This window comes from Microbacterium sp. CFH 31415 (assembly GCF_022538185.1).
In the GTDB taxonomy this organism is placed as follows: Bacteria; Actinomycetota; Actinomycetes; order Actinomycetales; family Microbacteriaceae; genus Microbacterium.
This window is the reverse complement of sequence record NZ_JAKYXC010000002.1, coordinates 77,353-90,645: the sequence shown is the minus strand read 5'-3', so window position 1 is coordinate 90,645 and position 13,293 is coordinate 77,353. Positions and strand designations below refer to the sequence as shown.

9 protein-coding genes are annotated in these 13,293 nt (G+C 71.5%); 2 read left to right on the top strand and 7 right to left on the bottom strand.

The genetic code is table 11. The features are described from left to right. Nucleotides 1-13 precede the first annotated feature (13 nt). The 4 genes from dinB to gatC are packed head-to-tail and all read right to left on the bottom strand — an operon-like array spanning nucleotide 14 to nucleotide 4,690. Nucleotides 14-1,279 (bottom strand): DNA polymerase IV, encoded by a 1,266-nt coding sequence (gene dinB / locus MK786_RS01300; protein ID WP_241110459.1) that lies wholly within the window; start codon nucleotides 1,277-1,279, stop codon nucleotides 14-16. 59 nt (nucleotides 1,280-1,338) lie between these two features. Then, on the bottom strand, nucleotides 1,339-2,856 hold the full coding sequence (gene gatB / locus MK786_RS01295) for an Asp-tRNA(Asn)/Glu-tRNA(Gln) amidotransferase subunit GatB (RefSeq protein WP_241110458.1): 1,518 nt from the start codon (nucleotides 2,854-2,856) through the stop codon (nucleotides 1,339-1,341). Beyond that, a complete protein-coding gene (gatA, locus tag MK786_RS01290; RefSeq protein WP_241110457.1) occupies nucleotides 2,856-4,382 on the bottom strand; it encodes an Asp-tRNA(Asn)/Glu-tRNA(Gln) amidotransferase subunit GatA in 1,527 nt (508 codons plus the stop codon). The genes gatB and gatA overlap by 1 nt, the downstream gene beginning before the upstream one ends. 8 nt (nucleotides 4,383-4,390) lie before the next feature. Continuing rightward, a complete protein-coding gene (gene gatC, locus MK786_RS01285; protein WP_241110456.1) occupies nucleotides 4,391-4,690 on the bottom strand; it encodes an Asp-tRNA(Asn)/Glu-tRNA(Gln) amidotransferase subunit GatC in 300 nt (99 codons plus the stop codon). 68 nt (nucleotides 4,691-4,758) lie between these two features. Between gatC and MK786_RS01280 the strand changes: the two genes are divergently transcribed. Then, nucleotides 4,759-6,459 (top strand): long-chain-fatty-acid--CoA ligase, encoded by a 1,701-nt coding sequence (locus MK786_RS01280; protein WP_241110455.1) that lies wholly within the window; start codon nucleotides 4,759-4,761, stop codon nucleotides 6,457-6,459. Here MK786_RS01280 and MK786_RS16250 read toward each other — a convergent pair. After that, nucleotides 6,437-9,292, bottom strand: a complete 2,856-nt coding sequence (locus MK786_RS16250) for a helix-turn-helix transcriptional regulator (RefSeq protein ID WP_308220011.1) — start codon at nucleotides 9,290-9,292, stop codon at nucleotides 6,437-6,439. The two genes, MK786_RS01280 and MK786_RS16250, sit on opposite strands and share 23 nt — an antisense overlap. A gap of 143 nt (nucleotides 9,293-9,435) precedes the next feature. Here MK786_RS16250 and MK786_RS01265 point away from each other — a divergent pair, with 143 nt between their 5' ends. Beyond that, entirely contained in the window at nucleotides 9,436-9,666 is a 231-nt protein-coding gene (locus MK786_RS01265; RefSeq protein ID WP_241110454.1) for a hypothetical protein, read from the top strand. A gap of 79 nt (nucleotides 9,667-9,745) precedes the next feature. On the opposite strand, the gene ligA is transcribed toward MK786_RS01265, so the two are convergent. Continuing rightward, nucleotides 9,746-11,932, bottom strand: coding sequence for an NAD-dependent DNA ligase LigA (gene ligA / locus MK786_RS01260; protein WP_374200412.1), 2,187 nt, complete (start codon nucleotides 11,930-11,932; stop codon nucleotides 9,746-9,748). Nucleotides 11,933-12,195: 263 nt separating this feature from the next. Next, nucleotides 12,196-13,293 carry a tRNA 2-thiouridine(34) synthase MnmA gene (mnmA, locus tag MK786_RS01255; RefSeq protein ID WP_241110453.1) on the bottom strand — a complete coding sequence of 366 codons (1,098 nt, stop codon included), beginning with the start codon at nucleotides 13,291-13,293 and terminating at the stop codon, nucleotides 12,196-12,198.

Below are 13,293 nucleotides of genomic sequence, written 5' to 3'. Positions count from 1 at the left end.
CGCGGCGCCGGTGTCAGCCCTGATCGAGCTTCGGCGGCGGCGGGGTCGAGGGAAGCGTGCCGCCGCCGCGTGCTTTGCCGAGCAGCGTGCCCCGCGTGACTGCGCCGCGGCCGAACTTCGCCGCGGCTCCGTCGAGAGCGTCCTCGATGCGGCGCCACTCGGCGTCGTCGTCCCACAGCGCGAGCGGCGCCGAGCCGGCTGCGCGCAGCTTCTCGGCGCGCACGCCGATCAGGCGCACGGGCAGATGCCGCTCGACGGTGTCGAACAGCTCGTGTGCCGCGTCGCCGATCCGCTGGCCGACCGCTGTCGGCTCGGGCAGGGTCTGCGAGCGGGAGATCGTCGTGAAGTCGGCGAATCGCACCTTGATCGCGATCGTGGACGCCTCCCACCCGCCGCCGCGCAGGCGCGCCCCCACGCGGTCGGCGAGCCGTCGCAACTCGGTTCGCAGGATGTGCGGATCGGCGATGTCCTCATGGAAGGTCTCTTCGTGGCCGACGCTCTTCTCGACGCGCTCGGTGTCGACCGACCGCGCATCGATGCCCAGCGCGAGGTGCCAGACCCGCTCGCCCATGGCCGGACCGAGAGCCCGGTCGAGCACATCGCGCGGCGTGTCGATGACGTCGCCGATCGTCCGGATGCCCCGCCCCTCGAGCGCCTCGGCGGCCTTCGGGCCAACTCCCCACAGCGCCCGCACCGACCTCGGCGCGAGGAAGACCGCCGTGTCGGCCTCGGCGATGACGAGCAGGCCGTCGGGCTTGCTGATCGTCGAGGCCATCTTCGCGACGTGCTTGGTCGCCGCGACCCCGATGCTGCACGTCAGACCGGTTTCGGCGTGGACGCGCGCCCGCAGGTCGCGCGCGATCACCGCCGGTCTCCCCCACAGCCGTCGTACGCCGCGCACGTCGAGGAACGCCTCGTCGATGGACAGCGGCTCGACCAACGGGGTGACATCGCGGAAGATCCGCATGACCTGGCCCGACAGCTCGAGATAGCGGTCGAAGTGGGGCGGTACGACGATCGCCGTGGGGCACAGTCGCAGCGCCTGCCCGACCGGCATTGCCGACCGTACGCCGAAGCGGCGCGCCTCGTAGGAGGCGCTCGAGACCACCGAGCGACCGTCGGGTGCGCCGATGATGATCGCCTTGCCCACCAGCGACGGGTCGTCGAGCTGCTCCACCGACGCGTAGAACGCATCCATGTCGACGTGGAGGATGCCGGTGCCGGTGTCGTCGGCTCCGTCGGGCGACACGAGCCGCCCGGTGCCGTCGCCACGTCCCATGGTCCGATCCTCTCCCTTCCCTCCGACGTCGCACCAGGCGACGCAGGAAGGTGCGGGTCTCAGTCTGCGGAGGCGCGCTCCAGCACGAGCTCACGCACGCGGGCGGCGTCGGCCTGCCCCTTCATCGCCTTCATGACGGCGCCGATGACGGCGCCGGCAGCCTGCACCTTGCCGTCACGGATCTTGGCGAGCACATCGGGCTGCGACGCCAGCGCCTCGTCGATGGCAGCGATCAGCGCGCCGTCATCCGAGACGACGGCGAGTCCGCGAGCGTCGACGACCTCCTGCGGCGTGCCTTCGCCCGCGATGACGCCCTCGAGCACCTGACGCGCGAGCTTGTCGTTGAGAGACCCTGCGTCCACGAGCGACTGCAGAGCTGCGACCTCGGCCGGGGTGACGAGGTCGGAGGCCTCGCGCGCCTGAGCGTTCGCGACGCGGGTGATCTCACCCGTCCACCACTTGCGTGCGGCGGCCGGCGCCGCGCCGGCGGCGACGGTGGCCTCGACCTCGGCGAGGAGGCCGCCGTTGACGACGTCCTGGAACTCGAGGTCGGTGAAGCCCCAGTCCGCCTTCAGGCGGCGCCGGCGCGAAGCCGGCGGCTCGGGCAGCGCGGCCCGGAGCTCCTCGATCAGGGCCGGCGCAGGTGCGACGGGGAGCAGGTCGGGCTCAGGGAAGTAGCGGTAGTCGTCAGCGTCCGACTTCGGCCGTCCCGGCGAGGTGGTTCCGGTGTCCTCGTGCCAGTGGCGCGTCTCCTGGACGATCGAGCCGCCGGCGGCGAGGATGGCCGCCTGACGCTGGATCTCGTAGCGGACCGCGCGCTCGACCGACCGCATCGAGTTCACGTTCTTCGTCTCGGTGCGGGTGCCGAGCTTCTCCTGACCGCGCGGGCGAAGCGAGACGTTGGCATCGCAGCGGAGGTTTCCGCGCTCCATCCGCGCCTCGGAGATGCCCAGCGAGATCACGATGTCGCGGATCGTCTGGACGTACGCCTTCGCGATCTCCGGGGCGCGGTGCTCGGCGCCGAAGATCGGCTTCGTGACGATCTCGACGAGCGGCACGCCCGCACGGTTGTAGTCGACGAGCGAATACTCCGCGCCCTGGATGCGACCGGTCGAGCCGCCGACGTGCGTGAGCTTGCCGGCATCCTCCTCCATGTGGGCGCGCTCGATCGGCACCGTGACGATCGACCCGTCGGAGAGCTCGACGTCGACCTGCCCCTCGAACGCGATGGGCTCGTCGTACTGCGAGATCTGGTAGTTCTTGCCGAGGTCGGGGTAGAAGTAGTTCTTCCGGGCGAACCGGCTCGACGGCGCGATCGAGCAGCCGAGGGCGAGGCCCAGGCTGATCGAGTACTTCACGGCCTCGGCGTTCACCGTCGGCAGCGAGCCGGGCAGGCCCATGTCGACCGGCGCGACGAGCGTGTTCGGCTGGGCGCCGTGATTGTCGGCGTGGGCCGGGTTGGCAGCGCCCGAGAACATCTTCGTCTGCGTGTTGAGCTCGACGTGCACCTCGAAGCCGAGCACCGGCTCGTACAGCTCGAGGGCCTTGTCGAAGTCCATCAGCTTGTCCTTGGCCATCAGAGTGCCCCTCCCTGAGTCGAGCCGCCGAGGTGCGGTGCGCGCTCGAGCAGCGGCGCCCCCCACGAATCCACCAACAGCGCTTCGAGCGCCGCGCCGACGCGGTAGAGACGCGCGTCCTCACGAGCCGGGGCGAGGAACTGGATGCCGACGGGCAGGCCGTCCTCGTCGGCGAGACCCGAGGGGATCGAGATGCCCGGAACGCCCGCGAGATTCGCGGGGATCGTCGTCACATCGTTGAGGTACATCTGCATCGGATCATCGAGCTTCTCGCCCAGGCGGAACGCCGTAGTCGGCGCGGACGGCGTGGCGATGACGTCGACCGAAGCGAACGCCGCGTCGAAGTCCTGCTGGATGAGCGTGCGCACCTTCTGCGCCGAGCCGTAGTAGGCGTCGTAGTAGCCCGCCGAGAGGGCGTAGGTGCCGAGGATGATGCGGCGCTTGACCTCGTCGCCGAAGCCCACGTCGCGCGTGCGGGCCATGACGTCCTCGACCGTGCCGCCGGGGACGTCGACCCGCAGGCCGAAGCGCACCGAGTCGAACTTGGCCAGGTTGCTGGATGCCTCGGCCGGCAGGATCAGGTAGTACGCCGCGACCCCGTACTCGAAGTGCGGCGCACTGATCTCGACGATCTCGGCACCCTGCGCCTCCATTGCGGCGAGGGCGCTGCGGAAGGACGCCGAGACGCCCGGCTGGAAGCCGGCGTCGGGCAGCTCCGTGATCACGCCGACCTTGAGTCCCTTGAGGACATCGCCCCGTGCGCCCTCACGGGCCGCCTCGGCGAACGAGGGCCAGGCGTCGGACAGCGACGTCGAGTCGTGGGGGTCATGGCCGCCGATCACGTCGTGCAGCAGCCCGGCGTCGAGGACGGTGCGGGTGACGGGGCCGACCTGGTCGAGGCTGGACGCCAGGGCGATCGCCCCGTAGCGGCTGACGCCGCCGTACGTCGGCTTGAGTCCGACGGTGCCGGTGACGTGCGCGGGCTGGCGGATCGAGCCGCCGGTGTCGGAGCCGAGGGCGAGCGGCGCCTCGAAGGCGGCGACGGCAGCAGCCGACCCGCCGCCCGAGCCGCCGGGAATGCGGTCGAGATCCCATGGGTTGCGTGTCGGACCGTACGCCGAGTGCTCGGTGGACGAGCCCATGGCGAACTCGTCCATGTTGGTCTTGCCGAGTGGCACCAGCCCGGCGGCGCGGGAGCGCGCGACGACCGTGGCGTCGTACGGCGACATGTAGCCCTCGAGGATCTTCGATCCGCTCGTGGACGGCATGTCGGTCGTCACGAGCACGTCCTTGATCGCGAGCGGGACGCCGGCGACCGGCCCGAGCCCCTCGCCCGCCGCGCGGCGGCGATCGATGTCGGCGGCCACCTCGAGCGCATGGTCGCTGACATGGAGGAAGGCGTGGACGTCGCCGTCGACGGCGGTGATCCGGTCGAGATGCGCTCGCGTCGCCTCGACGCTGGAGACCTCGCGGGCGGTGAGCTTGTCTGCGAGCGCGGCGGCGCTCAGCTTCGTCAGATCGGTCACGAGGGTCCTTACTGCTCTTCGCCGAGGATCGCGGTCACGCGGAAACGGCCGTCTGCGGCATCCGGAGCGTTCTGGAGAACCTGCGCCGGCGTGAGCTGATCGCCCACGACGTCGGGGCGGAAGACGTTCTCCAGCGGGATGGGGTGGCTTGTCGCGGTCACCTCGGCGGTGGCGACCTCCGAGACCTTCGCGATGTGGTCGACGATCACGTCGAGCTGCCCGGTCAGGCGCTCGACCTCCTCGTCGGACAGCTGGATCCGGGCGAGCACACCAAGATGGCGCACGAGATCGGGGGTGATTTCAGACACCACGACAGTCTAGTTCGACCGCGGCGTCGGCCCGTGGCCACCTGACCCCGGAGGCGTAGGCTGGCGACGTGACGACCTATGACCCGCCTCGCCCGTGGATCGCCAGCTACGCCGAAGGCGTGCCGCAGGACCTCGAACCCGTCAGCGGCTCGCTCGTCGACATCGTCGAGGAGTCCGCGAAGGACTATCCGGATGCTGTGGCCCTGCAGTTCTTCGGACGCGAGACCTCGTACCGGTCACTGCACGAGCAGATCGAGCGCGCTGCCGCCGGGCTGCGGGCGCAGGGCGTGCGGGCGGGAGATCCGGTGGCGATCGTGCTGCCGAACTGCCCGCAGCACATCGCCGCCTTCTACGCGATCCTCCGGCTGGGCGCCGTGGTCATCGAGCACAACCCGCTCTACACTCCGCGCGAGCTGCGCAAGCAGTTCGAGGATCACGGAGCAAAGCACGCGATCGTGTGGTCGAAGGTCGTGAAGACGGTGCAGGAGTTCCCCACCGACCTCGCGGTCACGTCGCTGATCTCGGTCGACATCACGCGCGCCATGCCGCTCACGACGCGACTCGCGCTGCGCCTTCCGCTCTCGAAGGCACGCGAGGCGCGAACGGCGCTCACAGAGCGCGTCAGCGGCGCCATCGGGTGGGAGGACATCGTCGGGTCGGCGCCGTTGCCGGCGACGCATCCGAAGCCCGCGACCGACGATCTCGCGCTCATCCAATACACGAGCGGCACGACGGGATCGCCGAAGGGCGCGTCGCTGACGCACCGCAACCTGCTGTCGAACGCGGCGCAGGCCCGTGCGTGGGTGCCGTCGATCGTGCGTGGCGAGGGATGCGTCGTCTACGCGGTGCTGCCGATGTTCCACGCGTACGGGCTCACGCTCTGCCTCACGTTCGCGATGTCCATGGGCGCCCGTCTCGTGCTCTTCCCGCGCTTCGACCCCGACATGGTGCTGGACGTGACGAAGAAGCATCCGGCCACGTTCCTCCCCCTCGTCCCGCCGATCGCCGATCGGCTGCTCAAGGCCGCGCGCGAGAAGGGGGTGTCGCTCCACGGGACGCAGGTGGCGATCTCGGGTGCCATGGCCCTCCCCCACGAGCTCGTCGTGCCGTTCGAGGCGGCATCGGGCGGCTACCTCGTCGAGGGGTACGGGCTCAGTGAGTGCTCCCCCGTGCTCATGGCGAACCCGGTCGCCGACAATCGCGTGCCCGGAACCGTCGGCCTGCCGCTGCCCGGCACGGAGTGCCGTGTGGTCGACCCCGATGATCCCACCCAGGACGTGCCGCACGGCGAGCGGGGCGAGCTGATCGTGCGCGGGCCGCAGGTGTTCGGCGGGTACTACGGCAAGCCCGAGGAGACCGAGGCGGTCTTCGCCGACGGCTGGTTCCGCACCGGCGACATCGTCGTGATCGACGATGCCGGGTTCGTGCGCGTCGTCGATCGCATCAAGGAGCTCATCATCACGGGCGGGTTCAACGTCGCTCCGACGGAGGTCGAGAACGTCCTGCGTCAGCATCCCCAGGTCGAGGATGCCGCAGTCGTCGGCCTGCCGAGCGGGCACAGCGGCGAAGAGGTGGTCGCCGCTGTCGTGCTCGCCCCCGGCGAGGAGATCGACGTCGAGGCCGTGCGCGAGTTCGCGCGCGGCATCCTCACCCCCTACAAGGTCCCTCGCCGCATCTTCGTCGTCGACGAGCTGCCCAAGTCGCTCATCGGCAAGGTGCTGCGACGCCAGGTGCGCGACCGCCTGCTCACCCTGACGACGGGGGCGTGACCGCCGCAGCACGGCGCGCGAGGTCGATGCGGTTCGACGCTCCGGTCTTGCGGAGCACGTTCGAGATGTGCGAGCTGACCGTCTTCTCGCTCACGAACAGCTCACCCGCGATCTCCCGGTAGGTGCGCCCGGCGACGACCAGCCGCACGATCTCCCGTTCGCGCGGAGTCAGGCCATCGATCGCCGGTGGCGGACGATGAGCGGATACCTCGCCCTCCGCGCCGGCATCCGGCAGCGGGATCCGCGCCGAGCGTGCGAGCTGGCGCAACGACACGGCGAGCGGCCGCGCCCCGATCCGGTCAGCGAGCGCCGCGCCGCGGCGCAGGGGCTCCGCGGCCGTCGCTCGATCGGGCCGCGCCGCGAGAAGCATCGCCTCAGCGGCCTTCTCGCAGCAGTACGCCTCCTCCCACGGCAGCTCCGCCGCAGCGCACTCCGCCGCCGCCTCGAGCCACAGGTCCGCGTCTTCGGTGGGGCCGGTGGCGCGGGCGAGTTCCGCCCGTTGCAGCGCTGAGCACACCGCCGACCACCGCCTCCCGTCGACTGTCTCCCCGTCGGCGACGCGCATGCGCCGGGCCGTCCTGCGGACGACGTCAGGGAGCGTCGACTCCGCGCGTCCCGCCCGCACATGATCGGCGAGGATGCGCGCGACGACCGGGATGGCCTCGACCGCATCCGCGTCACTCCACGTCGAGATCGTCTCGACGGCGCGCGCCGCCGCCTGGGTATCGCCGAGCGCCAGCTGCAGCTCGGCACGGCCAGACACGTCCTCCACCGCAGGGACGAGCCGACCCTCGGCGATCAACTCGTCCGCTCGCGCGAAATGGCTCCGCGCTCGCTCGAGGCGGCCCTGCCGGACCGCCAGCCAGCCGGCGACGCCGCGCGTGGTGACGTCGACGGGTCGGCCCGGGTACTGGCGCAGGGTGAACCGGAGCGCCTCGACGCAACGCTCCCAGCGCCCCAGCAGGAACCAGTCGGTCGCCTCCCACATGGCCAGCCAGGCGACGTACGAGTGCGGCAGCGTGCCGGTCGCACCGACCCGCACGCCGTGGATCGCCTCGGCGAAGGCCGCCGGGTCTCCGCCGTGTACGGCCGATGTCACGATGTGCGTGACCAGGTTGTGGGCAAGACCGTCGCGGATGCGCATCGCGGATCCCAGCGCCTCCGGACCGAGACTGCGCACCCGTGCGGTGTGGCCGGTGCGCTCAGCCGTCCGCAGACAGGCGACGAGCGACCATGCCAGCGCGGTGTCCTCCCCCGCCGTGCGAGCGAGTGCGAGCGCGTCCGCTGCGACCGGCGATGCCTCGGCACCCGGCAGGAACAGCGACACGACCGCCAGCGCGAAAGCGTCCTGCCAGCCCGCAGGTTCACGCCCGATCCGAGCTCGCAGCGCGTCGACCTCGTCGTCGGCCGGCGCCGGCAGCTGGGCGGCGGCACGCAGCAGCAGGCGGCGAGACTCCAGCTCGAGCCGACGCGCATGCTCATCCGGCCCGATGATGCCCAGGAGCCTCTCGACGGCGCCCAGCTCGTCACCGCTGCCGCAGCCGGCCGCCGCCCGACGGCGCAGCTCCAGCAGGTCCGCGACCGACTCCGCGGGGCCGTTCGTGCCGGCGCGCAAGTCGAGGGCGCGTTCGGCGAACCGCAGCGCCTGGGCGTAGCTCCCCGCCGCCAGAGCCGCACGGCATGCCGCCACGGCCCAGCGGAAGGCTTCTTCGGGGTCGTCGGACTCGGCTGCGTGGTCGGCGAGCCGGATGACGTCCTCGAACGACACGGACGCCGGCTGCCGCTGCGCGCGGCGGACGAATGCCGCGTGCCAGGCGGTCCGCTCGCGCTCGGAGAGTTCCCCGGCGAGCAGCTCTGCGGACAGCGGATGCCGAAACCAGTGCGCGCCGTCTGGGGCGATGCCGATCACGCCCGCCTCGGTGGCGGACGCGAGTGCACGATCGATGTCGGATGGGTTCGGCGCCGAATCGCGCTCGACGGCGACCACGACCTGCCGCAGGTCGGCCACAGTCATCGGGCGACCCGCGACCGCGAGCACCCGCAGCACAGCGGCAGCCGCCTCGCCCAGTTCGTGTGCGGGAGCGAGCACCGCTTCGGTCAGGCGCGTCGGTGGCGAGGGCGGCAGATGTCGCGCGTCGGGGTGGATGCCCTCGACCGTCAGCGCCGTGAAGTAGGGGAAACCCCGCGTGTGCGTCCATACCTCTTCGACGAGGGTCTGATGCGGCGATCGGCCCAGCAGGTCGGTCAGCTGCTCGGTGGTGCCTGCGCGGTCGAGCGGCCCGAGGGCGACGACGTCGCACGAGTCGACGTGCCGAGCACTCGACAGCCAGCGGTCCACCGGCCGCGCCGTGAGGATCGGCTCCTCGCGGACGGTCGACACCATGCTCAGCCGTCGCTCGGCAGGTCCTGACATGAGGTAGAGCACGGCGTCGAGGGTCGCGCTGTCGGCCCAGTGCAGATCGTCGACGAGCAGGACCACGCGCTGATCGGCGGTGCGGTCGTCCAGCCACGCGTCCAGGGCGAGCAGCGCCGTAGCCGGTGCCGTGTCGAAGTCCACGAGCGCTCCGGGGCCGCCGCCGCGGAACATCGTGCGGAAAGCCAGCATCGGCACTGAGACGGTCGACAGCGGCAGGCATGACCCGGCGTACACCGCGGCATCCACGAGCTGCGAGACGGCGTCCCTGGCGAGAGTGGTCTTCCCCACACCCGGCTCGCCGGTCAGCACGACCGAACCCGACCCACCCCCGATCGGGTCCAGGCGCGCGAGGATCCGGCGCCGGACGTCGTCCCGCCCGACGATCTGCCGTGCTGTGCCCGCCTCGCGTGGCGCCACTCCCCCAGTGTGACAGTGAACGCGGCTCACCGCCCGGGTGATCTGAGGATCACAGCCTCCGATCTGAGGGGTCTTTCCGGATGTGCCCAACCTCGCACGAGCGCACGGTGGAGGCATCCCCCTCGCAACGAAAGGTCGATGTCATGAACACGTCACACCACACCGCACGCGCCGTCGTCGTGCTCCTCGTCGCGGGTGCGTCGGGCGCCCTCATCGGGTTCGCGTCGTCGGCGGCAGCCGCACCTGGGCAGCCCGTCTTCGACCCGCCGCTCAGCGCGTGCGTCGAGGCACCGGAGCCCGACGACGTCGATCTCGGGATGCCGCCGTCGGACTTCGTGCGCGGCGCGGGGCGGACCGCGCCGATCGCTCACTGACCGTGCGAGGCGGGGCGGCCGCGAGCGACCAACACGACGAAGGGCGACGGGCCGCGGCCTCGGCACGCCGGCGGGAGGCTCACCCGGCGTCGGGCTCCAGCGCGTCGAGCGCCGCAGGTCCTTGCGTGACGAGGATGTGGAACTGCGCCGCATCGAGGATGCGCACGCCCAGCTCCTCGGCCTTGGTGAGCTTGGACCCGGCGCCCGGCCCTGCGGCGACGAAGTCGGTCTTCTTGGAGACGCTCGACGCCGCCTTGCCACCGGCCTGCATGATGGCCTCCTGAGCCCCCTCGCGGGTGTATCCCTCGAGGCTGCCGGTGGCGACGACCGTGAGGCCTTCGAGCACACCGCCCGCCGCCAGCGCTGCTCCGGGGCCGGGGTGTCCGGGAGTCGCGAGCTGTGCTCCCGCGGAGGCCCACTTCTCGACGATCTCCTGATGCCAGTCCACCGCGAACCATTCGTCGAGCGAGTCGGCGATGATCCCGCCGACCCCTTCGACCGCGGCGAGCTCGTCTCGCGAGGCCGCCTGGATCGCCTCGACCGAGCCGAACCACTGCGCGAGTGCTCGCGCGGCGACCGGACCGACGTGGCGGACGTTGAGCGCGACGAGGAAGCGCCAGAGCTCTTTCGTCTTCGCGCGCTCGAGCTGATCGATCAGCGTGAGCGCTTGCGCCGACGGCTGCGGGCCGGTGATTCCGGCCTTCTTCTCGGCACTGCTCGGGTTGCGCCGGAACGGCGCCCGTCGCACCGGCTCGCCCGTCTTCTCGTCGATGCGGGGCTCGCCGGTCTCGGCGTCGCGCACGACGACCTCGATCGGCACCAGCTGGTCGATCGTGAGGTCGAACAGCGTCGCCTCGGTCTGCAGCGGCGGGACCTCGGGCACCGACGGCTGCGTCAACGCGGCGGCGGTCACCTCGCCCAGAGCCTCGATGTCGAGGGCGCCACGCGAGCCGATGTGCTCGACCCGCCCGCGCACCTGCGCAGGGCAGGCGCGCGTGTTCGGGCACCGGAGGTCGATGTCGCCTTCCTTCGCCGGCGCGAGCGGGAAGCCGCACTCGGGGCAGTCCGCCGGCATGACGAACTCTCGCTCGGTGCCGTCGCGCAACTCGACGACCGGCCCCAGGACCTCGGGGATCACGTCCCCCGCCTTGCGCAGCACGACGGTGTCGCCGATGAGCACACCCTTCGCGCGGACGACGTCCTGGTTGTGCAGAGTCGCCTGGCGCACGACCGATCCCGCCACTCGCGCGGGCGCCATCACCGCGAACGGGGTCGCCCGGCCGGTGCGTCCCACCGATACGACGATGTCGAGCAACTTCGTGTTCACCTGCTCGGGCGGGTACTTGTAGGCGATCGCCCAGCGCGGCGCGCGGCTGGTCGCTCCGAGCTCGTCATGCAGCGCGAGCTCATCCACCTTGACCACGACGCCGTCGATCTCGTGCTCGACATCGTGTCGGTGGTCGCCGTAGTGCGCGACGAAGTCGAGCACGCCATCGATGTCGTCGGAGGTGCGGAAGTACGGGCTCGCCGGCAGACCCCACTCCGCGAGGAGGCCGTAGATCTCGCTCTGCGACTCGACCGGCGGCCGCTCCCAGGCGCCGATGCCGTGCACGAAGAGGCGCAGCGAATCGAGCCGCGCCTGGCCCGCCTCGCGCTCGAGCCCGTCCTTCTTGTCGAGCTGCTGGCGCAGACCGCCCGATGCAGCGTTGCGCGGGTTCGCGAACGACGGGAACCGTCGCTCGGCGCTCGCCCGTGCCTTGGCTTCGTCGAACGCTCGCCCGCGTGCACGGCTCTCGGCGACGGCGCGGTCACGCATGTCGGCCTGCAGCTCGTTGAGCGCGGCGAACGCCGCGACCGGGATGAACACCTCGCCCCGCACCTCGACGATGTCGGGGTGGTCCGTGCCGCCGAGCCTCTGCGGGATGCCCGGCACCCGCACCGCGTTGACGGTGACGTCTTCGCCGGTGCGCCCGTCGCCGCGCGTCGCCGCCGAGGTCAGAACGCCGCGCTCGTAGCGGAGGCTGATGGCGAGGCCGTCGATCTTGAGCTCGGTGAGCCAGCGCACCCGGCGGCCGGCGCCGGCCTCTGCTTTCGCACACCATTCGCGAAGCTCGTCGAGGCTGAACACGTTGTCGAGGCTGAGCATGCGCTCGGCGTGCTCGACGGGAGCGAACATCGAGCTCTCGGCGGCGCCGACCGTCTGGGTGGGCGAATCCTGGCCCTGCAGCTCGGGGTGCAGTCGCTCGAGTTCCTCGAGCCTGTGCATCCAGCCGTCGTAGGTGGCGTCATCGACGATCTCGGCGTTGCGGCCGTAGTACGCATCACGCGCGCCGAGGATCCGCTCCGTCAGATCCGCAGCCTCGGCGCGGGCGGCCGGGAGCCCGGGATCGGCGGGAAGAGCGGCCGCGGCATCGCTCGAGGTGGAGGCGGGCGTAGCGAGCTCAGCGTCATCCGTCACGCCGCCAGTCTAGGAGCGGTCACGGACAGCAGAAGGGGCTGAACGCCCGGCGCCGGGCCGCCGCATCCGCCCTACGCGTCGACGGGAACGGCGGAGACGGTGCGGTCGATCGTGAACTGGCCGATGACCCGCGTGCCGTCGTAGAGGACCGCGGTCTGGCCCGGCGCCACGCCGTCGAACGGCGTCTCGGGTACGACGGTCAGACGCCCGCCTGCGAGGGTCGCCCGTGCGGGGACCGGATCGGCGTGCGCGCGGATCTGCACATGGCACTCGAAGTCGCCGGGCGCCTGCGGGCGTCCGGCCCACGAGTGGCGCTCTCCCGAGATCTCGGCGGTGGCAAGAGCCTCCTTGGGGCCGACGACCACGGTGTTGGTGACGGGTCGCACCTCGAGCACGAAGCGGGGCTTGCCATCGGGCGCGGGAACGCCGAGCGACAGCCCGCGCCGCTGACCGACGGTGAAGGCGTGCGCACCCTCGTGGCGGCCGACCACCGCGCCGGCGCGGTCGACGACGTCACCGCGCGCGGTACCCACCTTCTCTGCGAGCCAGCCGCGCGTGTCGCCGTCGGGGATGAAGCAGATGTCGTGGCTGTCGGGCTTGTGCGCGACCGTCAGCCCGCGAGCCTCGGCCTCGGCCCGCACGATCGCCTTGGACGGGGTCGAGCCGAGCGGGAAATACGTGTGCGCGAGCTGCTCGGCCGTGAGCACGCCGAGCACGTAGGACTGGTCCTTCGCGGCGTCGGACGCGCGGTGCAGCTCCAGCCCCTCGCCGGTCTCGGCCAGCGTGGCGTAGTGGCCCGTGCAGACGGCGTCGAAGCCGAGCTCGATCGCGCGCTCGAGCAGCGCGGCGAACTTGATCTTCTCGTTGCACCGCATGCAGGGGTTCGGCGTGCGGCCCGCGCGGTACTCCGACACGAAGTCCTCGATCACGTCGTCGCGGAAGCGCTCCGAGAAATCCCACACGTAGAACGGGATGCCGATGAGATCCGCGGCGCGGCGCGCGTCCATCGCGTCCTCGACCGTGCAGCAGCCCCGGCTGCCGGTCCGCAGCGTGCCGCCGGCCCGCGAGAGCGCCAGGTGCACGCCGACGACGTCGTGCCCGGCCTCCACGGCTCGCGCCGCCGCGACGGCGGAATCGACGCCACCGCTCATCGCAGCAAGGATCCGCAT

Bases quoted from the DNA above. Each gene is read 5' to 3' on its own strand.
- dinB (WP_241110459.1), bottom strand. From the start codon at position 1,279: ATGGGACGTGGCGACGGCACCGGGCGGCTCGTGTCGCCCGACGGAGCC.
- gatB (WP_241110458.1), bottom strand. From the start codon at position 2,856: ATGGCCAAGGACAAGCTGATGGACTTCGACAAGGCCCTCGAGCTGTAC.
- MK786_RS01265 (WP_241110454.1), top strand. From the start codon at position 9,436: ATGAACACGTCACACCACACCGCACGCGCCGTCGTCGTGCTCCTCGTC.
- ligA (WP_374200412.1), bottom strand. From the start codon at position 11,932: ATGCACAGGCTCGAGGAACTCGAGCGACTGCACCCCGAGCTGCAGGGC.
- mnmA (WP_241110453.1), bottom strand. From the start codon at position 13,293: ATGCGGATCCTTGCTGCGATGAGCGGTGGCGTCGATTCCGCCGTCGCG.